Below are 20382 nucleotides of genomic sequence, written 5' to 3'. Positions count from 1 at the left end.
GATTGAAGCTGCATGCTAGAGAAGCTTTTCACTCAACTTCAAGCATCAGTTTGCCGTCTTTCCCTGCACACGCCCTGCGCCCGTCCGGCCGGTGCGATGCTGTATCCCAGGTCAGCACCACAAGGAAGAGGTACGGGTGAACCGCTACGAACGGCACACGGAGCTGCTCCGGCTGCTCGCAGAGCACAAACAGCTCGAGGTGGAGGCTGTCGCCGAGGAGCTCGGCGTCTCCACCGCGACCATCCGCCGCGACCTCGACCAGCTCGCCGAGCAGCGGCTGCTCGTGCGCACCCGCGGCGGCGCGGCACCGGCCGACGCCGCGTACGACCTGCCGCTGCGCTACAAGTCCATGCGTGACTCCGCCGAGAAGCAGCGCATCGGACGGGCCGCCGCCGCGCTGGTCGAGCGCGGCATGGTGATCGGCCTCAACGGCGGCACCACCACCACGGAGGTGGCCCGAGCGCTCGCCACCCGTGGCGACTGGGCGGACGACGGCCCGGGCGAGGAGCCATCGGTCACAGTCGTCACCAACGCGCTCAACATCGCCAACGAGCTCGCGGTGCGCCGCCACGTGAAGGTGGTGACGACCGGTGGCGTGGCCATGCCGCTCTCGTACGAGCTCGTGGGCCCGCTGGCCGGCCGGATCCTGCGGGACATCAGCCTCGACATCGCCTTCCTCGGGGTGGACGCCATCGACCCCGAACGCGGCGCCAGCGCCCGCAACGAGCACGAGGCCGACATCAACGCACTGCTCGCCGGACAGGCCGACCGGCTCGTCGTGGTGGCGGACTCCAGCAAGCTGGGCGCCAAGGCGTTCGCCCGGATCTGCGGGGCCTCCGCCGTCGACACCCTGGTCACGGACGACCGCGATCCGAAGAAGGCCAAGGAGTTCGAGGAGCGGGGCATCACCGTCGTGCAGGCTTGATCGCTTCATGCAGCCTGGATGCGCGATTTCGCAGTAAACAAAGAGTTAACGAGCACCTCTTGTCATGGATGCGCACAGGGATGCAGGATGCGGGGGACCTCAGGGCCGGAGTGCCGGCCGGGGCCCGTTCCGTTCCTGCACATGTGCGCTCCCCTCGATCGGAGGTGACCGGTGTCGGCGGCAGCCTCAACCTCGCCCAGTTCGGTCCTGCCCCACCCGCCACCGGACGACGAAGGCCCCGCCGGGCCCGGGACCCCGCGACGGCAGAAAGGCCGCGCGACGGCGAAGACGGTCAAACGCCCGCTGCGTGAACGCCTTCGGCGTGACCGGACGCTGCTTCTGCTCTGCGTCCCGGGGATCCTGTACTTCGTCGTCTTCTTCTACGTCCCCCTGGCCGGGAACGTGATCGCGTTCCAGGACTACCAGCCGTATCTGGGCTTCAAGGAAAGCCCGATGGTGGGCTGGGCGAACTTCCAGGCGCTGCTGCAGGAGCCGGAGTTCTGGACCGCCACCTGGAACACGCTGGAGATCAGCGCCGTACAACTGCTGTTGTACTTTCCGGCGCCGATCGCGCTCGCATTGTTCCTCAACTCGCTGCTATCCAGCCGCACTCGACGATTCATGCAGACCGTGGCCTACCTCCCGCACTTCCTGTCGTGGGTCGTGGTCGTCGGCATGTTCCAGCAGGCGTTCGGCGGCGCCGGCACCGTCACGTCGTATCTCAACGACCACGGCATCGACGTCGGCAACCTCATGAACAACCCTGACTCCTTCATCTTCCTGATCACCTCTCAGGCGATCTGGAAGGACGCCGGCTGGGGCGCGATCATCTTCCTCGCGGCGATGGCGAGCATCGACAACTCGCTGTACGAGTCGGCGGCGATCGACGGAGCCAACTGGTGGCGCCGGATCTGGCACGTCACGCTGCCCGGCATCCGGCCAGTGATCATCATGCTGCTCATCCTGCGCCTCGGCGACATCCTCTCCGTCGGCTTCGAGCAGATCCTGCTGCAGCGCGACAACGTCGGCCAGGAGGCGTCCGAAGTCCTCGACACCTACGTGTACTTCCACGGCGTCGTCGACGGCGACTGGGGCATGTCCACCGCGGCCGGGCTGATGAAGGGCGTGATCGGCTTCGTCCTCATCTACCTCGCGAACAAAGCCGCTCACCGCCTCGGCGAGCAGGGGGTCTACCGACGATGACCACAGAGTCCTTCGCCGCGATACTGCGCCACCGGCGCCGGCACCCAGAGCGCCCTGCCTGGATGGAGCAGCCCGGCCTGCCGGCGCAGGCCATCAAGACCGTGGTCATCATCGGGATGGTCGTGGCGGTCGCCTATCCGTTCCTGCTCTGTCTCGGCACGTCACTGGCGTCCAAGGACGAGCTCGCCGCGAACGGCGGCTACGTCCTCTTCCCCTCGGACCCCACCTTCGAGGCCTACCGCGTCGTGCTCGACGGCGGCGTCGTCACCCGGGCGGCGACGGTGAGCGTGGGGGTCACCCTCGTCGGCACACTGCTCAGCCTGCTGTGCACGATCAGCCTCGCGTACGGGCTCTCCCGCCCGGGGACGACAGCCGGAAAGCCGCTGCTGCTCCTGGTGCTCGGCACGTTCCTTTTCACACCGGGGATCATCCCCAACTACCTGGTGATCCAGGAACTGGGACTCCTCGACTCCTACGGGGCATTGATCGCACCGACGCTGCTCAACGCTTTCAACATCGTGGTGATGCGCGCGTTCTTCCAGGGAATTCCCGACGAACTGCACGAGGCGGCGAAGCTCGACGGAGCCGGCGAGTTCCGCATCCTCCGCACCATCGTGCTGCCCCTGTCCAAGGCAGTGATCGCGGTCGTCGGTCTCTTCTACGCGGTCACGTACTGGAACAGCTTCTTCAACGCGATGCTGTACATCAACGACGGCGAGAAGCTGCCGCTCCAAATGGTGCTCCGTTCGTACGTACTTCAGGGAGACACCTTCAACGCCAAGGCGCTCGGGGTCGCCGTACTCCCCTCGTCGACGGCGATGTCGATGGCGGTGCTGATCCTCGCGATCGTGCCGATCGTCGCCGTCTATCCCTTCCTGCAGAAGTACTTCGTGAAGGGCGTACTCACCGGCGCCATCAAGGGGTGAATTCCCCTCCAACCATCGCTGCCCCCCCCTCGCTTCTTCCTGCCCAACTCACAGGAGAACCATGGCTGTTCAAGGATTCAACCGCCGCACGTTCCTGGGCGCCGCGAGTGCCACCGGGCTCACGCTCGCCGCCGGCGGAACCCTCACCGCCTGCGGTTCGGGCGCCAAGGCCAACGCCGGTGCGGAGGCCTCCGCGAAGCTGAAGCTGCCGGCGTACGTGGCCGCGAACGTGCCGCAGCCCGATCTGCCGGGCAACGCACAGGGGCTCGATGCCGGTTATCTGCGGTATCCGAAGAACCTGGTGCAGCGCTCGGGGGCGAAGCCGGGTGACGGCGAGCCGATCACTGCTCTCACCGAGACCTTCACCACCATGCCGCCGGCGATGCGGCGGAACGCCTACTGGCAGGAGCTGAACAGACGCGTCGGCTCCGAGTTCCGGATGACGATCGTCAACGGTTTGGGCGAGGAGTCGGTCTACCGGTCGAAGTTCAACGCACTGATCGCGGGCGGGGAGCTTCCGGATCTGATGTGGTTCCCGCCGAACCAAGGCCTGAAGAACATCCCGCAGTTGCTGGACGCCAAGTTCCACGATCTGACGGAGTACCTGTCCGGCGACGCGGTCAAGGAATATCCGAATCTCGCCAACATCCCCTCGTACGCGTGGCAGACAGCCGTGGTGAACGGCCGGATAGCCGGTTACGCAGTCCCCTACGGTCGTATGGGTCAGGTGTACGTCGCCAACGAGGACTTCTGGAAGCCGGTCGGCGGCCTGGAATTCGACAGCGCCCAGGACTTCTTCGAGAAGGCGAAGGACCTGCTCGACACCAAGCGCAAAAAGTGGGTGCTCGAGCCGGCCTATGTCAATCACATGATGCAGTTCGCAACGTGGTACGGCCTGCAGAACAAGTGGCAGGAAAAAGACGGCAAGCTGACCTACATGTACGAGACGGACGAGTATCTCGCCGGTCTCGAATTCGCGATCAAGTGCCAGAAGGCGGAGCTGTTCTACCCCGACCCGAATCTGCGCACCACACTGGAGAAGATGGGCGGCGGATTCCTCGGCCTGCACGTCCAGTCGTTCCCCGGTTTCCTCAACGACAGTGCCATGTACGACTGGCCGGAGAAGGTCGTCGTGCCATTCGCCGCGGAGAAGGGCATGCAGCCCAGCTGGCACTACGGCTACGGTTCCGTCGGCTTCACCGCGATCAACAACAAGGTGCCGAAGAAGCGCGTCAAGACACTCCTGAAGGTCCTCGACTTCCTCAGCGCCCCGATGGGCACGGAGACCCGCCGGTTCCTCGACAACGGCATCGAGGGGAAGCACTGGGACCTGTCGAAGGACGGCGACGTCATCCTCAACGACAAGGGGAACGCCGAGGTCCTCACCACCCGCCAGGCGATCAACTTCTTCGGCAACGCCCCGCAGTCGCTGTACCTGCCGGGCAAGCCGGACGTCACCCGCGGCATCCACGAGACCGAGGTGGAGCTGATCAAGATCGCCCAGGCGGACGCGAGCACCGGGTTCTTCTCCGACACGTACGCGGGCAAGGGCCAGTCGTCCAAGACCGAACTCGAGGAGTCGGTCAAGGACATCATCGCCGGCCGCGAGCCCCTCTCCTCCTTCAAGAGCGACATCCTGCCCAAGTGGCGCCGTACAGCCGGAGACGCGATGCGCCGCGAGTACGAGACGGCCATGGCGAAGGGCAAGAAGTGACGAACGACCTCCGCATCGGCGTCATCGGCCTGGGCCTGCGCCGCTCCATCGCGAACGCCGCCCACCGTCCCGGCAAGGGCTCCGTCGTCGCCGCGGTCGCGGACCTCGACGCCGCCGTACGGGCCGACGTACCGGGTCGCTTCGAGGGCGCCTCGGTCCACGACGACCACCGGCGTCTCCTCGACGACGACACCGTCGAAGCCGTCATCGTCGCCACCCCCGACGACACCCACGAAGCCATCGCGTGCGCTGCCCTCGAGGCCGGCAAGCCCACCTTCGTGGAGAAGCCCCTCGGCATCACCGTCGAGCAGTGCGACACCATCCTGCGTACGGCGTACGAGACCGGAACCCGGCTCTATGTCGGCCACAACATGCGGCACATGGGCGTCGTCCGGCTGATGCGCGACCTCATCGCCCGAGGCGACGTCGGCGAGCCCCGGACGATCTGGGTACGGCACTTCGTCTCGTACGGCGGCGACTACTACTTCAAGGACTGGCACGCCGACCGCCGACGCACCACCGGTCTGCTGCTGCAGAAGGCCGCCCACGACCTGGACGTCGTGCACTGGCTGGCCGGCGGCTACACCTCTCGCGTCAACGCCTTCGGCGACCTGATGCTGCACGGCGACCTGCCACGCCGCGCGCCGGACACCCCCCGCCCGGACGGCTGGCTGCGGGAGTTCGAGTGGCCGCCGACCGAGCGCAGAAACCTGCACCACATCGTGGACGTCGAGGACGTCTCGATGATGAACATGCGCCTGGACAACGGCGTTCTGGCCGCCTACCAGCAGTGCCACTTCTCGCCCGACTACTTCCGCAACTACACCGTCATAGGCACCGAAGGACGACTGGAGAACTTCGGCGACGGTCCCGGCGGCGAAGTCCGCGTCTGGAACACCGGGCCGAGCGACTACCGCTCCGACGCCGACGCGGTGCACCGCATCCCCGACGCTCAGGGCTCACACGGTGGTGCCGACGGCCGGATCATGCGGGAGTTCGTGCGCTTCGCCCGCGAGGGCGGCGCGACGGACACCTCTCCGGTGGCGGCACGGATGAGCGTGGCCGCCGGGTACATGGCGACGCGATCACTGCGTGACGGCGGGAACCCGTACGACGTACCGCCGCTCGATCCGGAACTGGTCGCGTACTTCGACGGCGGCCAGAAGTGACGGCTGTTCAACTCCCCTTCCGGCCGCCCCAGTTCATTCGTCCCGCACGATGAGAGGGAGCACATGGGCTACATCAGTAAGCGCTCGAGAGCCCGTTGGACGCGAAGTATCACGGCCGCTGCGGCTGCGGCTGCGGTCCTGGCGCTGACGGGCACCACAGCCACAGCGGGCGCTCAGGATGTCGACACCGCCGCGAAGGCGGAGATCGGGCAGACGCCCGGCACGTACAGCTATTACCAATTCCCGGCCGACGTGACCGGGTTGGAGTCCGCGACCTGGTCGACCACCGTGAACACCGACCCGGGCCACCGCTCGCAGGTCTTCTGGAGCCACCAGTTCGGGTTCGACAAGGGCAACGGCGCGTACATCGGCATGCAGACCAACAAGGGCGAGGACCGGATGTTCCTGTTCTCGGTCTGGGACGTCTTCGAGTGGAAGCCGGGCAGCGAGGGCAGTTGGTGCCAGTCGTTCGGCGGCGAGGGCGAAGGCGCCAGCTGCCGGATGCGCTTCAACTGGCAGGAGGGGCACACCTTCACGTTCAAGGTGGCCCACGAGGGCGACGGCTGGTTCGGCGCGACCGTCACCGACACCACCGCCGGCACGTCCTTCAAGCTCGGCTCGATCCGCACGCCGGCCACGCAGATCGCTCCCTCGGGAATGATCGACTGGACCGAGTACTACGAGTGGAACGACACCCGCGCCACCTGCCACGACCAGCCGTTCTCCGCGGCCAGGTTCGGGCTCCCGGAGGGCGAGCGCGCCGACGGTACGAAGGTCACCGGCTCGGTCACCAGGACCACGAACAGCGGCAACCCATGTGCCCCGATGACCCGCACCGACACCCTTGCGGGCGGCCAGGGCACGGTGCAGAACCTCGCCATCGGCAATACCGTACGCGGCGCGATCCGCGCGGCGGACGGCTCCTGCATCGGCAGCACGGGCAGCGCCCCCGGCCCGGGCCCGGCCGTCGCCGCGGGCTGCGGGGGCGGCGAGGGACCGGACGGCTCGGTCGGTACGTTCGCCCAGTCCTGGGTGCTCGCGGCGGACGGCAGCGTCCGGCTGCCGTCGAACTACTGCCTGACGGCCCGCCCCGGCACGAAGGGCGTCGCCGTCGCGGACTGCGCGGGCACGGCCGCGGACGGCGCGGTCACCGACCCCCTGAAGCGGTGGTCCGTCGACCGCGAGCAGGGGACGCTGATCAACCAGTCCACCGGTGAGTACCTCACCCGAACCGACTCCGGCCTGGCCCTGACCAAGGGCACGGAGACCGGTGCGCGCGACTGGACCTTCCCGGCCACGAGCTGACAGGTCCATGTGCCCGGCCCGCGCGCCCACTTGGCGTGCGGGCCGGGCTGCGCCCGCCGCGCGCCCGGGAACACTCGGGTCGGATTCCGTCTCGAGGCCGACAGTGCCTCCCTGCTGCTGCTCACTCCCTACGCCCTCCTGGGCCGGCTCGCAGGGCCCTTCGCCGGGCGTCTGGCGTCGGCCCTCGGCTACACGACGATTCTGCGAACTGGGCTGCTCGCCAGTGCCGGTGGAATCGTCGTCATGGCGATGTTCGGCACCGACAGCCTCCCGATACTCATCGCGGGCACCGTGTTCCTGGGCCTGACGTACGCGGCGCGGGATTGAGCTTCGCCGTCCTGCCGGCCGTCCAGGCTGCTTCGCAGACGGCGGAGACCGGCTACGAACTCGGAATGCTCGCGGGCGGCGGGCTGACGGGACTTGCGTTTCTCGTGTCCTTGCTGATCGCCAAGCCGGTGGGAGCCGAAGTGCGACACTAGACGTGTCCGTGAAGTCTCACCTGCTCCGCGGCGCCTGGCGCGCTCCCCCGAGCTCGGCGGCCTTGGCTGCCGCTCCTCGGCGTCATCGCCCCGCACGCCTGAAGTGCCTGAGAGCTCGAACTGCCCCGAGAGGAATGCGCGTTGCGCCCGACGTACATCAAAATCTGTGGCCTCAGCACCGCCGAGACCGTGGACGCGGCCATCAGGGCCGGTGTCGACGCCGTCGGGTTCGTCTTCGCGCCGGGCAGCCCGCGGCTGATCGACGCCGACACGGCCCGGACGCTGGCTGCACGAGTCCCGGCGCAGGTGGAGACCGTTGGCGTGTTCCGCGCGCAGCCCGTCGACGAGGTGCTGGCGACGGCCTCACGTGCCGGGCTGACGACCATTCAACTCCACGGAGGCGAGGACGAGAATTCCTTCGAGCGGCTCCGGGCGGAGGGGTTCCGGACCATCCGCGCGCTGGACATCAGCACGTATCTTGAGCGGCCGGACGCGAGCCCCGCCGACCGGCTGCTGATCGACGCCATCGAACCCGGCGGCGGGAAACGCTTCGACACCGGGCTGCTCCAAGCGCGGCCGCCGGGCGGTTTCTGGCTTCTCGCCGGTGGTCTGGACCCGGACAATGTCGCCGCCGCCGTGCGCGCGGCTCGCCCGAGCGGAGTCGATGTCTCCAGCGGCGTGGAGTCCTCACGGGGCGTCAAGAGCGTCGAGCTGATCCGCGCCTTCGTATCCGCTGTGCGCACGGCGTGACGCCGATGGGGCACTGGTGCGCCCATGGCTTCCCGCCCCGGTGAGAAGTGGGACCTCGACGGCAACGCACAGCGCTTCCGTGGCAACACGTTCGTATGCCCCGTACCGCAGGACTCCGCCTTCTTCAAGGCTCAGACCGAAGCGATGAAGCTCATGCGGCGGTCGTCGCGGGCCGATCAGTGCGCGTGCCTGCCCCAACAGAGCATGCACATGACCGTGTTCGACGCGACCGCGCAGGACGCGATCACCAAGAACCAGCTGCCGGGCCGGCTGACCGACTGCAAGGACGTCTACGAGATCTCGCAGAATCCTGGCGCGGCTGCAGCAGATGGTCAAGAAGACCATCCGGGACACCCTGGACCCGAAGGGTCTTCGTCTGGGACAACTATCCGGTCAACGACTTCGGCAACACCAGCGGACGGCTGCTGCTCGCGCCGTACGACAAGCGCGAAGCCAGCCTCTCCGAGCACCTGTCCGGCATCGTCGCCAACCCCATGAACCAGCCGTACGCCAGCAAGGTCGCTGTGTTCGGCACCGCCGACTTCACCTGGAACGACCGGAGTTACGACGCGCGTAAGAGCTGGCCGCGGGCCATGTCCTACCTCGCGGGCGGCGACCGCACTCAAGGGCTGAAATCCTTGCGCGCGTACGCCACCGCCATCGAGAAGGCGCCCGCCACCATCCGCGAAGGAGCCGTGGAGAAGGGGCTTCACCGTGGACGCGGAGCCTTGGCTGGACGCCACCGAACTGTGGGGCGGTGCGATGGTGAAGGCGGTCGACGCACTCTCGGCACGCGACGGCGGGGACTCCCAGAGCGCAGAGCGGCTGCTCGCCGAGTCCGCCGAACTGGAGAAGCAGGCCCGCGCATTGCTCGTCGACCCGCCGCGCAACTCCTGGGGCGAGGTCATGCCCAAGGTGGGTGACGGTGTGCTCGGGACGTCTTCCTGGACAAGGCCCGAGCGGTCACGGCAGGCGAGGCCGCGGCCGCGAAGGAGCAGGCCTCCACGTCCTGACCGACAGTGCTCCCGTTTGCCCCGGTCGGGGCTGCCCACAGGGCATCCCCGACAGCGAGGCAACGGCACTACGTGGCCGGTGAGTTGAGCTCCCGAAATCCCGAATGCCCGAGCTCCCGAATTCCCAAGCTCCCGAGCTCCCGAGTCCTCAGTGAAATTTCGTCGCATGGAGCACGAGGAGCACCATGCCCACGAGCAGTGCCGCCGCGCCCGCCAGTCCCAGCCCCAGTGCCGCGCGGCGTGCTGTGCGGCAGGCGGATTCGGCGTCCTGCCGGCGGGCCGCCGCCGACATCGGCAGTGCCGCGAGGCCGTATGTCACCAGTCCGGCCGCATCGACGGTCAGGCCGAGCCCGATCCATGCCACACCTGCCGCCATCAGGGACATATCGAACATTTTGCCGCGTCCTCGGCCATCTCGCACGCCCGCCACATGCGCCTCGGACGCCACGCATACCGGCTGCTCAAGCAGGCGAAGCCGGTGGCGACCGGGACGTGTGCCGCGGCTGCAGTGGCCCTGGGAGCCCGCCGCCTTCGAGGAGGCGCTGCGTACCGGTCCTGCTGAGCGTCGGCTACAGCTCCTGCCACTGGTGCCGCTGGTCGTTGTGGTCAGCGTTCGTGCCGGCGGGCGACCTCCCGGCAGACGGGGCGCGTTGGTTGAGCTGTGCCCGGGCTGCCGACGGATGGGCCTCCACTAGCGGGTGCGTCCGCGCGGCAGTGCACGCACCAACGGCCGGCGGAACGCACGCGGACACCTGCGGGCCACAGCGGGCGGCGGCACTGTTCGACGTCTGGGCTGTCCGCTTCTCTGCGGTTCAGATGTTCCTCGAGTGCGTCCATCAACTGCCGTGGTCACGCGGACAGCACGAGGGAGGGCATCCCGGAGCGGCAGTTCCGGCGCACCGCCCGTTGCGTACGCCGCGTTCGCGCGGGGTGGGGAGGTCCGGCTCGGCCCGCTGGCTGTTCCCGGTCCGGGCCGACGGGGCCGCGCCGCCCACGGGCGCTCGCCCGGCGCGCTACCGCGGCAGGAGGCGTACGACCGCCGAGGCCGCTGTCCGGTGCCAGAGGGCGCTGTCGCGCAGCATCGCGTGGTCTCCGCCGGGCAGCAGGGTCAGGTCCGTTCGCGCGCCTGCCGTGCCGGCGCGGTGGAGGAACGCCGCAGAGGCACGTGGATCGGTGACGCGGTCGCGTTCCGCGTGGAGCACGACGACGTCCTTGTCCCGCAGGTGTGCGACGGGTTCGTCATCCGGGCACCAGGGCGCGAGGGCGACCACGGCCCGTACCGGGGGCCGGTCTGCGGCGGCGAGGGCGGCGCGGCCTCCCATCGAGTGGCCGACGAGGACCACGGGGATGTCGCCGGCGCCGCGCGCCAGTTCGTCGAGGGCGCGGCGGGTGTCGTGCAGGGCGTCGGCGGCGGTGCCGTTCCAGCCGCGCATGCGGTAGCGCACGTCCGCGAGCAGCACCGGGTCATCGGCGGGCAGAGCTGTGGCTACGGCCCGTACGAAGGGGCGCATCCGGAGGGCCGCGAGGTGCCAGGGGCGGGACGGGGCCAGGCTGTCGGCGCGGCCGCCGTGCAGGAACAGCACCGCCGCCCGGGGGCGGGGCGGGGTGCCGCGCGCGCAGCCGTGCGCAGCGAGCGCGGCCGCCGGACCGCCTGCGCCGCGCCGGCTGCTTCCCGGTCCGCGTACGGTTCCACTCCGAGCGGTGTGGTCATCGGGCGCCTGGACACTCATGCCGGTGATTCGTAGCCGCGGGTCAGGTGGATTGCCCCGCTCGACCAATCCGCGGCCCGGACGAGTCCGAATCACCTCTGACAGCCGTGCCAACCCCGGAGCAGCCCGTGAAGGAAGCCGTGTCCATCGGCGGAGACCTCTCCGCCGAGCCAGACCTGAAAGAGCTGATGGGCCGGGTCGCCCTGGGCGACCAGGGCGCCTTCGCGTCGGTCTACGACCGGGCGATGGGGCCCGTACTCGGCACCGTGCGCGCCGTCCTGCGCGATCACGCCCAGTCGGAGGAGGTGGCCCAGGAAGTCATGGTCGAGCTCTGGCGGACCGCCGCCCGCTACCGGCCGGACCGGGGCACGGCGATCAACTGGATCCTGACCCTGGCACACCGCCGGGCGGTCGACCGGGTGCGCTCCGCCGAGGCGGCCGCGGCCCGTGATCACAAGGCCGCTCTGTTGGAGCGGACGCCCGCGTACGACACCGTGGCCGAACAGGTGGAGACCCGGCTCGAACGGGAGCAGGTGCGGCGCTGCATGCGCGGGCTGACCGAGATCCAGCGCCAGGCCGTCACCCTCGCCTACTACCGCGGGCTCACCTACCGTGAGGTCGCCGAGATCCTGACGCTGCCTCTGGGCACCGTGAAAACCCGTATGCGCGACGGTCTGATCCGGCTGCGTGACTGCCTGGGGGTGACCGCGTGAACACCACTGACCTGCACACACTGACCGGCGCGTACGCGATGGACGCTCTGCCCGACACCGAGCGGACCGCGTTCGAGCGGCATCTCGCCGGGTGCGAGGCCTGCGCGCAGGAGACCGCCGAGCTGACCGCGACGACGGCCCGGCTCGGTCTCGCGGTCAGCGTCTCGCCACGGCCGGAGCTGCGGGACGAGGTGTTGCGACGGATCACGACGGTCCGTCAGGAGACGCCGCGCGAGGCCGGCGCGGCCACGTCCGTCCCGCGGGCCGCCGCGCGCCGGGTGATCCTGTCGCGCTGGGCGCTCGCCGCTTGCGTGGCGGCGGCTGCCGCCTTCGGCGGTGTCGCGGTGTGGCAGCACCAGCGCGCCGAGGACGCCCTCGACCAGGCGCGGCAGGCGGAGCAGAGCGCGGAGGGCGCCGCCGCCGTGCTCGCCGCACCGGACGCGCGCAGCGGCTCCGCGAAGCTGGGCGATGGTGCGACCGGCACGGTCGTCGTCTCCAAGAGGCAGGACAGGGCCGTGTTCGTGGTCTCCGGGATGGCGCCGCCGCCCAAGGGCAAGACGTACCAGCTGTGGTTCGAAGAGGACGGGAAGATGCGCTCCGCGGGGCTGATGGAGCCCGGCCGCAGCAAGCAGACGGTGCTGATGAGCGGTGCGGTGGGCGGTGCGTCCGGCATGGGCGTCACCGTCGAGCCGGCCGGCGGCTCCGGACAGCCGACCTCCGCCCCGGTGGCCCTGATGCCGCTGCCCGCCTGAGGCGTCCACCGCCCGGCTCCCGATACGTCGGTGGCCGGGCGGCGATGTCAACTGCGGGGCGGCCGTGGGAAGAAGCCGCTCGTCCGGGCCACGTACGCGGCGTACCCCGGACGGCCCGACATGTGCTGTTCGAGGAGGCGCTGACCGCTGCCCCGGGTCAGGAGCAGGGACATGACGAGCGACGCGACGATGACGGTGGCGGCCACGGCCAGGGAGCCGGCGGCGAGCAGGAACAGGCCCCACCGCCCACATTGCGACGCCCGTCCAGGCGAGCGGGCCCATCGGCTCCGGTACGTAGTGCGCCAGGCCGGGGATCCGCCGACGGAGAGCAGTCCGTGGTGGCGCAGGAACCGGAACAGGTACGTGGCCGGGTAGCGCTGCGCGGTGGCGGCGTCGCAGGACCAGACCGCCGACACCAACGGCGTCATGAAGGGCGTACGGAAGTACGGGGAGAAGCTCTCCCGGTCCAGGAACTCGCCCAGGGTGAGCGTCACTTCGGCATCCTGCGCGAGCAGCCGGCGCGCGGCCCGGTGGAACGCGGGCACCTGCGCGAGGAGGCGGAGGTGGTGTGCCGACCGTCGGGCGCGGTCAGGTCGTGGGTGTGAGCGTGTCCGCCGAGCCGGCCGTCGGCCTCGTACAGCGTGACGTGATGCGCGCGGGCGAGCACGTGGGCGGCGGTGAGACCGGCCACGCCGCTGCCGATCACCGCCGTGCGCGGCCGGCCCCGGTCCAGGTCCTGGTCCTGGTCCTGGTCCTGGTCCTGGTCTGCGGGAGCCGGGGCACGCTCGGCCCCGCCCGGCGTGCCGGCTGACCCCATGGACATGTCTCTCCTCTCCCGGCCGCGAGTGCGGTCTCGTGGGTGATCCGGAGCCGGGGAGATGGCGGATTGGAGAGGTGATCGGGTTTTCCGGTGAGCCACGGTGAGCGAGCCGTACGGTCCGGACGCGGGCGGCGCCGACAGGACTGTGCGACCGCGGGGACCCACTCCCGCGGCCGCACACCTCCCTCACGCAGCCCGGCGGCCGGCAGTGGACGGCCGGACTCCCCGTGGGCTCTCAAGCGTCAGCTCTCGTACGTCACTTGGGCATGAGCACCGAGTCGATGATGTAGACGTTGGCGTTGGCCGTCTTCACGTTGCCGCAGACGACGTTGGCCGAGTCGGCGACCTTGAAGGACTCGCCGGAGCCGGAGGTGGTCACCTCGGTCTTCGCCAGGGTCTCGAACGTGCCGTTCTCCAGGTCCTTCGGGGCGAGCTTCTTGCCGACCACGTGGTGGGTGAGGATCTTGGTGAGCTGCTCCTTGTCGTTGAGGACCTTGTCCAGGTCCGCCTTCGGGATCTTGCCGAAGGCGTCGTTGGTCGGGGCGAAGACCGTGACGTCCTTCGCGTTGTTCAGGGTGTCGACGAGACCGGCCTTCTTCACGGCGGTGACCAGCGTCGACAGGGCCGGGTTGTTGGACGCGGCGGTGGCCACCGGGTCCTTGGCCATCCCGTCGAACGAGCCCGCGCCGTCCTTCGGCACCGACGCACACGCCGGACCGAACGGCCCGTCCATCGCCTCGCCGTCGTCCGCGGGGGCGGAGGCCTCGGGCTCCTTCGACTTGTCCTTCGACGCGGCGGACGAGGCACTGCCGGAAGCCGTGTCCTCGGAACCGCTGTCGGAGCAGGCGGTCAGGGCCAGCGGCAGCATGACAGCAGCAGCGACAGCGACGGCGACACGACGGACACGATTCTGCATGGCAATCCCTCATCGATCGGATGTGTAAGAGCCCTGCGCTCTCATCGCCGGGAATTCGAGGCGGGTACGGAGGCGGATTGGCCCCTTCTCAAAAAAGATTCCGCCGTCACCCGTTCGAGCCAACTACCAAGCCGTGACCGGCGCGAGAACGGATTCCCCACATGACCGACAACATGGACGACGGCATGGACGACGGCATGGACGACGACAACAAAGACAAGCGGAGCCTGAAACGGCTCTCCCTCGGCGCCCTTTGCGGCCTCCTCGCCGGGTACGCGGCCATCGCGGTCGCGGAACTCGTCTCGGCAGCCGTGCGGCCCGAGTCGGGGCCGGTCGTCGCGGTCGGCGGCGCGGCCATCGACCGTACGCCGTCCGCCGTGAAGGACTGGGCGATCCGCCAGTTCGGCACCAACGACAAGCTGGTGCTGCAGCTCGGCATCCTCGCCGTGCTCTGCGGCCTGGCGCTGCTGCTCGGCGTGCTCGCGACCCGTCGGCGCCGTATCGGCTCGCTCGGCATCCTCGCCTTCGGCGCCGTCGGCGCGCTGGCCGCCACCGGCCGGCCCGACTCGACCAGCGTGGCCGACGCCCTGCCGTCCGTGGTCGGCGCGGTGGCCGGGGCAGCTCTGATGTACAGGCTGATCGGCCGCATCGGACCGGCCGAGGCCCTCGCCACCACAGGGGAGGCCGCGGACCGGCCCGGCTTCGACCGTCGCGCCTTCGTCATCTCCGCGACCGCCGCAGCCGCCGCGTCCACCGGCGCAGGGCTCGCGGGCCAGGCCCTGAACAGTTCACAGGGGCGCGGCGCGGCCGCCTCGCGCAAGGACGTGCTGCTGCCCGCGCCGTCGTCCGAGGCCGCCCCCACACCCCGCGGAGCCGCGCTGCGCGTCAAGGAGATCAGCCCGTACGTGACGTCCAACGCCGACTTCTACCGCGTCGACACCGCCCTGGTCGTGCCCAAGGTCGACGCCACCACCTGGAAACTCCGCATCCACGGCAAGGGCGTGCCCCGCGAACGGACCCTGACCTTCGACGACTTGCTCAAGATGCCGCTCATCGAACGCACCATCACGCTGACCTGTGTCTCCAACGAGGTCGGCGGCCCTTACATCGGCAACGCCCGCTGGATCGGCGTCCCCCTGGCCGGACTGCTCCGGCAGTGCGGGGTCGAACCGCCCTCACGGGGCGGGCCCGCCGACCAGCTCGTGGCACGCTCCGTGGACGGCATGACGCTCGGCACCCCCGTCGAGGACGTCATGGACGGACGCGACGCGATGCTGGCCGTCGGCATGAACGGCGAGCCGCTGCCGTTCGTCCACGGCTTTCCCGTACGCATGCTGGTGCCCGGCCTGTACGGCTACGTCTCGGCGTGCAAGTGGATCCGGGACATCGAGCTGACCACGTTCGACGCGTACGACACGTACTGGGTGAAACGGGACTGGGCGCAGCGCGCTCCGATCAAGACCCAGTCCCGTATCGACACGCCCAAGCCGTTCGCCCGCCCGGCCGCGGGCACGGTCGTGGTCGCCGGGGTGGCCTGGGCGCAGCACCGCGGCATCGACAAGGTCGAGGTCAAGGTCGACGACGGCCCGTGGGAGGAGGCCCGCCTCGCCGCCGAGGACACCCGCGACACCTGGCGGCAGTGGTCGTACGAGTGGAAGGCGACCAAGGGCACCCACACACTGACTGTCCGGGCCACCGACCGCACGGGCGAGACCCAGACCGAGCGGCGCACGCGCACGATCCCGGACGGCGCCTCGGGCCGGCACTCCGTCGTCGTCACGGTCGACTGACCCCGTGGGGGCGACGGACGGAAACCGGGAAAGGACGTGACGATGGCCTTGGTGAAGAAGGGATCCCGACACATAACAGTGGACGGCATCCCCTACCGCTGGAGGATCCGGCGGCGGCCGACCTACAGTCAGGCGCTGGTCTGGTCCCCGCTCACCTACGCGGTCGAACTCGCCGACTCACCAGGCAGCGCCCTGGTGGTCATCACCAACCAGCCGCATCCGTGCAACTGGCTGATCGAGTCGGCAAGCGCAGTCGTCCCCTCCGCGGTCGCTGACGGCATCCGCACCGCACGCACCACCGGATGGGTCCCCGAGGAACCAGGCTCGCCCTTCCACCTCGACCAGTCGGACGGCTTCGTCTCTTCCAACTGACCCCACATTCCCCAGTTGGTTCACTCTGTGAGCCAACTGGGGCGAAATGCAGCACTGGGGAAAATCGAGATCGGCATCACGGCGTCACAGCAACTGCTCATAGGGCGTCACCGACGGCAACGGCCGCGTGTCAATGACGCGACTGGGCAAACCGGCGCCGCCCGATCACAGCGCGGGCAGTCCGTAGACGGAGAATCTGCGGCCGCCAGGCGGGCCCGAAGCGAGGCCCATGCACAGGCGCGGTTCCTGGGAGCCAGTCCCGTGCAGTACCGCGAGTCCTTCCGGCTCGCGGTGCGTGAGCTCGTACCCCACCCGCGTCCGGTGCTTCTGCACCACCCTCCCCGTGCGCGTGTCGATGCAGTGGAGAAGCACCGTGTTGTCCTGACCCGTGGACTCACGCCCGGAGCCCATCAGTTGGTACACGTAGTCGCCGTGCAGCGCCATGCCCTGGAAGGGCAAACCGAGGTTCAGGTCCGGCTGCGCGACGTCGGCCTGCGGCAGGAACCTTCCGGTGGCGAAGGTGTCCAGGTCGTAGAGCGCGAAGCGGCGGCGGCCAGAGAGCACGTAGCGCAGCAGCAGGCGACGGTTGGTCAGGTCGAGGGCTACGGAGTTGGCGGTCGAGCCGGGTTGCGGACGGTAGACGGTGACGCGGCGGTCGGTGCTGTGCAGCACGGTGTTCTCGGCGTACGGGAAGCGGCCGATCGCCCGCGCGTTGCCGGAGGCCGGGTTGGCGTCGCTTTCGACCCACAGGGTCACGCCGGAGGTGCCGCTGCTTTGGGAGCTGTCCACGGCCATCGCGGTGCCGTGGCTGAAGCCCTTGAGGTACATCCGGCCCAGGGATTCACCGCTCATGGACAGTCGGTTCAGACACAGGTCTCCGGCATAGTGCCGCTCGGACTGGCGGTAGGCGCGTGACTCGCCCGGCAGCTGAACCCCGCTGGGGATGACCTGGAGTGCGTAGATATGCCTGTGCGTCTCGTCGAAGGCGAACGACTGCATCACCGTTGCGTGGTGCAGCGCCCGCCTGTGGATCAGGCGCGTACCGGAGGCGGCCAGGTTGAAGCGCACGCCCGGGGCAGCGGGGGCCGGCGCGCCGCTCCGGTCGGCGGCAAGAGCCCGGGAGGCGCCGAACCCTGCCGCGAGCATGGCACCGCCGAGGCCGAGCACAGCCCTGCGGCTCGGGGACGCCAGGCTATGCGTGGCCGGCGCTGATTCTTCCTCTTGTCTCTGGCTCATCCGGGCACTATCAACGAGCGATATACATGACGGAACGTCAGGCACGCTGCTGTATGGGGAAGTTCAGCCAAACGACCGCCTCATTGCCGTGCCCTTCGTGGGGAGGGGGAGGAGTCGTTCGTACGCGAGGCGGCGGGTCCGTTCAGTGCGCCCGAGGGCGAGTACTGGCGGCGCGGGATCGAGGCCGGTGCCGCCCGCCAATACCGGGGCCGCGAAGGGCACTTGAACGTGCCCCGCAAGCACGTCGAGGAGGTGCCCGTCGAGGACGCCGGGGCTGGCGATGCGGGGCGTGAGACCACCCCTGACGGCACCGTCCCTCGATCGCGGCTCTCGCCCGCGACCACGGCGTCAGCCGCGTCGCCCGACACGCGTCTGCGTACGTTGGCGATCCACCTGCCCAACGCGACCGGTCCCCGACAAGGCCGGCCGGCAGCGGAGCGGCCGGCCGCCTGGCTCACTCTGCGTGCAACGCAGCCCGCACCTCCGCCAGTCTCTCCGGCGCCCCGACAAGCGGGTTGCGGGGCGTCTCGATCCGTAGGCCCGCGAGGGTGCCGTTCCAGGGAGAGCGGGCCGTGTAGCGCGGTGAGACCGGGAGGCCGGTGTCGTGTGCGAGGCGGAGGCCTGCTCCTCCGTGCTGGAGGGCGACAGGGAAGGGGCCGTTGAGGGCTGTTTCGCCGACAACCGTCTCGTCGTGGCGGAGGATGAGTCGGCCTTTGCCGGTGGTGGGGTCCGGGGTGTAGGCGATCGACAGCTCGCTCGGGCCGGGTGGGACCGGGCGGTCGGCGACGGCCTCGATGAGGTCGCCGGCGCGGGAGAGGGAGAACGTGAGGCGGCCGTCGGCGACGTAGAGGGCGAAGCCGCCGTTGCGGTCTCCGAGGGCGCAGAGGACACCGTCGGTCCCCTGGGGTGCCTCGGCGGTCATCCGGAAGCCGGCGGCGAGCAGCGGCAGCGCCTCGTCCTGGACGGGGCCGGCGCCGGGGCGGTAACGGCGGGTGTTGCCCGGCGGCCAGGCGGGGCGGATCCATTCCTCCGGTGCGACAAGGAGGCCGTCCTTGACGGGGAGGACGTTGTTGCGTTCGGCCTCCGCCAGCCAGCGGCTGCGTAGCCGGTCGACGACGTCGGGGTGCTCGGCGGACAGGTCGACCGCCTCGGAGAAGTCGTTCTCCAGGTCGAAGAGGGCCCAGTGGTCGTCCTCGAATCGGCGGCTGCCGGTCAGCAGTTGCTCCTCGTCGAGGATGCCGTTGGAGATGTGGTCGGTGGTCGCTTTCCAGCGGCCGTGTACGAGGGAGCGGGAGCCGAGCAGTTCGAAGTACTGGGTGGGGTGGCCGCTTGGTTCGGCCGGGTCGGCGAAGGTGGCGAGGAAGCTGGCGCCGTCGAGGGGCAGTTGCCGCACACCGTCCACCTCCTCCCGTATGTCGACGCCGGTCGCCTGGAGGAGGGTCGGGAGGATGTCGGTGGCGTGGACGAACTGGTCGCGGACGGCGCCGTGTTCGGAGGCGGGGATGCCGGCCGGCCAGTGGGCGATGAGCGGGGTGCGGGTGCCGCCGAGCCAGCTGTAGCGCTTCCACAGCCGGAAAGGGGTGTTGCCGGCCCAGGCCCAGCCCCAGGAGTAGTGGTTGTACGTGGTGGGGCCGCCCCAGTCGTCGTAGTGGGCGAGGTTGGCTTCGAGGGACTCCGGGAGGCGGCAGCTGAAGCGGTGTTCGTTGTACGAGCCGTCCGCGCCGCCCTCCGCGCTCGCCCCGTTGTCGGACATGACGAGCACGATCGTGTTGTCGAGCTGCCCGGTTTCCTCCAAGTGCTCGATCAGACGGCCTATTTGGGCGTCGGTGTGGGTGAGGAAGCCGGCGAACACCTCCTGCTGGCGGGCGTACATGCGCCGCTGGTCGGGGGTGAGGTCGTCCCAGGCTGCGACACCTTCCGGACGCGGGGTCAGCGTGGTCCCCTCCGGTATGACGCCGGAGGCGAGCTGCCGCGCGAAGATCTCCTCGCGCCAGGCGTCCCAGCCGTGGTCGAAGCGGCCCCGGTAGGGCTCGACCCACTCGGGGGCCACGTGGTGCGGGGCGTGCGTGGCGCCCGGCGCGAAGTAGAGGAAGAACGGCTTGCCGGGGGCGGAGTGTTCGAGGTCGGTCAGGTAGCGGATGCCGGTGTCCGCCAGGTCCTCGGTGAGGTGGTAGCCCTCGCCGGGGGGTGCGGGCGGGTCGATGTAGTGGTTGTCGCGGACGAGGCTGGGGGCCCAGTGGTTGGTGTCGCCGTTGAGGAATCCGTAGAAGCGCTCGAAGCCGAAGCCGAGCGGCCAGTGCGTGAAAGGGCCCGCGTCGGAGCGCTCGCCGCGCGGGGTGAGGTGCCATTTGCCGACGGCGAGGGTGGCGTACCCCTGGTCGCGCAGGAGCCGGGGCAGCGGGGCCGCGCTCCTCGGGACCCGTGCGCTGTAGCCGGGGTGGGCGAGCGGTACGTCGGTGAGGAAGCCCATGCCGACGGCGTGGTGGTTGCGGCCGGTGAGCAGGGCGGCGCGCGTGGGCGAGCACATGGCGGTGACGTGGAACCGGTTGTAGCGCAGGCCCCCGGCGGCGAGCCGGTCGAGGTGCGGGGT

Annotated in this window: 18 protein-coding genes and 3 pseudogenes; 14 read left to right on the top strand and 7 right to left on the bottom strand. The window is 69.7% G+C overall.

Translation table 11 applies throughout. The annotated features are described in order from the left end of the window. Positions 1-136 precede the first annotated feature (136 nt). The 10 genes and pseudogenes from GUY60_RS02970 to GUY60_RS02925 all read left to right on the top strand — a co-directional run bounded on the left by GUY60_RS02970 (position 137) and on the right by GUY60_RS02925 (position 9394). Positions 137-925, top strand: coding sequence for a DeoR/GlpR family DNA-binding transcription regulator (locus GUY60_RS02970; RefSeq protein ID WP_161693414.1), 789 nt, complete (start codon positions 137-139; stop codon positions 923-925). Positions 926-1096: 171 nt separating this feature from the next. Then, positions 1097-2128: an ABC transporter permease gene (locus tag GUY60_RS02965; RefSeq protein ID WP_376771146.1), complete on the top strand. Its 1032-nt coding sequence runs from the start codon at positions 1097-1099 to the stop codon at positions 2126-2128. After that, entirely contained in the window at positions 2125-3054 is a 930-nt protein-coding gene (locus GUY60_RS02960) for a carbohydrate ABC transporter permease (RefSeq protein WP_161693412.1), read from the top strand. The genes GUY60_RS02965 and GUY60_RS02960 overlap by 4 nt, the downstream gene beginning before the upstream one ends. 61 nt (positions 3055-3115) lie before the next feature. Beyond that, positions 3116-4768 (top strand): type 2 periplasmic-binding domain-containing protein, encoded by a 1653-nt coding sequence (locus GUY60_RS02955; RefSeq protein WP_161693410.1) that lies wholly within the window; start codon positions 3116-3118, stop codon positions 4766-4768. Further along, positions 4765-5937, top strand: a complete 1173-nt coding sequence (locus tag GUY60_RS02950; protein WP_161693408.1) for a Gfo/Idh/MocA family protein — start codon at positions 4765-4767, stop codon at positions 5935-5937. Before GUY60_RS02955 ends, GUY60_RS02950 begins: the two co-directional genes overlap by 4 nt. 63 nt (positions 5938-6000) lie before the next feature. After that, positions 6001-7242 carry a DUF3472 domain-containing protein gene (locus tag GUY60_RS02945; protein WP_161693406.1) on the top strand — a complete coding sequence of 414 codons (1242 nt, stop codon included), beginning with the start codon at positions 6001-6003 and terminating at the stop codon, positions 7240-7242. 9 nt (positions 7243-7251) lie between these two features. Then, complete coding sequence (locus GUY60_RS02940; protein WP_161693404.1) at positions 7252-7569, top strand: MFS transporter; 318 nt, start codon at positions 7252-7254, stop codon at positions 7567-7569. A gap of 293 nt (positions 7570-7862) precedes the next feature. Next, complete coding sequence (locus GUY60_RS02935; RefSeq protein ID WP_161693403.1) at positions 7863-8471, top strand: phosphoribosylanthranilate isomerase; 609 nt, start codon at positions 7863-7865, stop codon at positions 8469-8471. A 24-nt stretch (positions 8472-8495) separates the two neighbouring features. Continuing rightward, positions 8496-8684, top strand: a pseudogene (locus GUY60_RS38740) (DUF1868 domain-containing protein); the annotation flags it as partial. Next, entirely contained in the window at positions 8651-9394 is a 744-nt protein-coding gene (locus tag GUY60_RS02925) for a beta-N-acetylglucosaminidase domain-containing protein (RefSeq protein ID WP_312866161.1), read from the top strand. The pseudogene GUY60_RS38740 and the gene GUY60_RS02925, both read left to right, overlap by 34 nt. Before the next feature lie 238 nt (positions 9395-9632). Here GUY60_RS02925 and GUY60_RS02920 read toward each other — a convergent pair whose 3' ends face one another. After that, a complete protein-coding gene (locus tag GUY60_RS02920; protein ID WP_161693401.1) occupies positions 9633-9878 on the bottom strand; it encodes a hypothetical protein in 246 nt (81 codons plus the stop codon). 619 nt (positions 9879-10497) lie between these two features. Next, positions 10498-11214, bottom strand: a complete 717-nt coding sequence (locus GUY60_RS02915; RefSeq protein WP_161693399.1) for an alpha/beta hydrolase — start codon at positions 11212-11214, stop codon at positions 10498-10500. A 107-nt stretch (positions 11215-11321) separates the two neighbouring features. Here GUY60_RS02915 and GUY60_RS02910 point away from each other — a divergent pair, with 107 nt between their 5' ends. Together GUY60_RS02910 and GUY60_RS02905 are read left to right on the top strand one after the other, a co-directional pair. Beyond that, entirely contained in the window at positions 11322-11906 is a 585-nt protein-coding gene (locus GUY60_RS02910; protein WP_161693397.1) for a sigma-70 family RNA polymerase sigma factor, read from the top strand. After that, positions 11903-12658: an anti-sigma factor gene (locus GUY60_RS02905; protein ID WP_161693395.1), complete on the top strand. Its 756-nt coding sequence runs from the start codon at positions 11903-11905 to the stop codon at positions 12656-12658. The genes GUY60_RS02910 and GUY60_RS02905 overlap by 4 nt, the downstream gene beginning before the upstream one ends. Positions 12659-12705: 47 nt before the next feature. Here the strand turns inward: GUY60_RS02905 and GUY60_RS39880 are convergent. From GUY60_RS39880 to GUY60_RS02895, 3 genes and pseudogenes are all read right to left on the bottom strand, one after another. Further along, positions 12706-12900 (bottom strand): annotated as a pseudogene (locus tag GUY60_RS39880) (DUF1295 domain-containing protein); the annotation flags it as partial. Between the two features lie 54 nt (positions 12901-12954). Further along, positions 12955-13391 (bottom strand): annotated as a pseudogene (locus GUY60_RS39875) (NAD(P)-binding protein); the annotation flags it as partial. 343 nt (positions 13392-13734) lie between these two features. Continuing rightward, positions 13735-14394: a fasciclin domain-containing protein gene (locus GUY60_RS02895; protein WP_161693393.1), complete on the bottom strand. Its 660-nt coding sequence runs from the start codon at positions 14392-14394 to the stop codon at positions 13735-13737. A gap of 197 nt (positions 14395-14591) precedes the next feature. On the opposite strand from GUY60_RS02895, the gene GUY60_RS02890 reads away from it, so the two are divergent. After that, positions 14592-16184, top strand: coding sequence for a sulfite oxidase (locus GUY60_RS02890; protein ID WP_187369917.1), 1593 nt, complete (start codon positions 14592-14594; stop codon positions 16182-16184). A 42-nt stretch (positions 16185-16226) separates the two neighbouring features. Continuing rightward, entirely contained in the window at positions 16227-16556 is a 330-nt protein-coding gene (locus tag GUY60_RS02885) for a hypothetical protein (protein ID WP_161693391.1), read from the top strand. A 165-nt stretch (positions 16557-16721) separates the two neighbouring features. Here GUY60_RS02885 and GUY60_RS02880 read toward each other — a convergent pair whose 3' ends face one another. Together GUY60_RS02880 and GUY60_RS02875 are read right to left on the bottom strand one after the other, a co-directional pair. Further along, on the bottom strand, positions 16722-17792 hold the full coding sequence (locus GUY60_RS02880) for a phage baseplate protein (RefSeq protein WP_161693389.1): 1071 nt from the start codon (positions 17790-17792) through the stop codon (positions 16722-16724). Between the two features lie 454 nt (positions 17793-18246). After that, on the bottom strand, positions 18247-20382 hold a 2136-nt coding region (locus GUY60_RS02875), incomplete at its 5' end, for an arylsulfatase (protein ID WP_161693387.1).

The organism is Streptomyces boluensis (assembly GCF_009908195.1).
GTDB lineage: Bacteria > Actinomycetota > Actinomycetes > Streptomycetales > Streptomycetaceae > Streptomyces > Streptomyces boluensis.
Note: the sequence above shows the minus strand (reverse complement) of the source record. Positions and strands in the feature narration are given on the sequence as shown.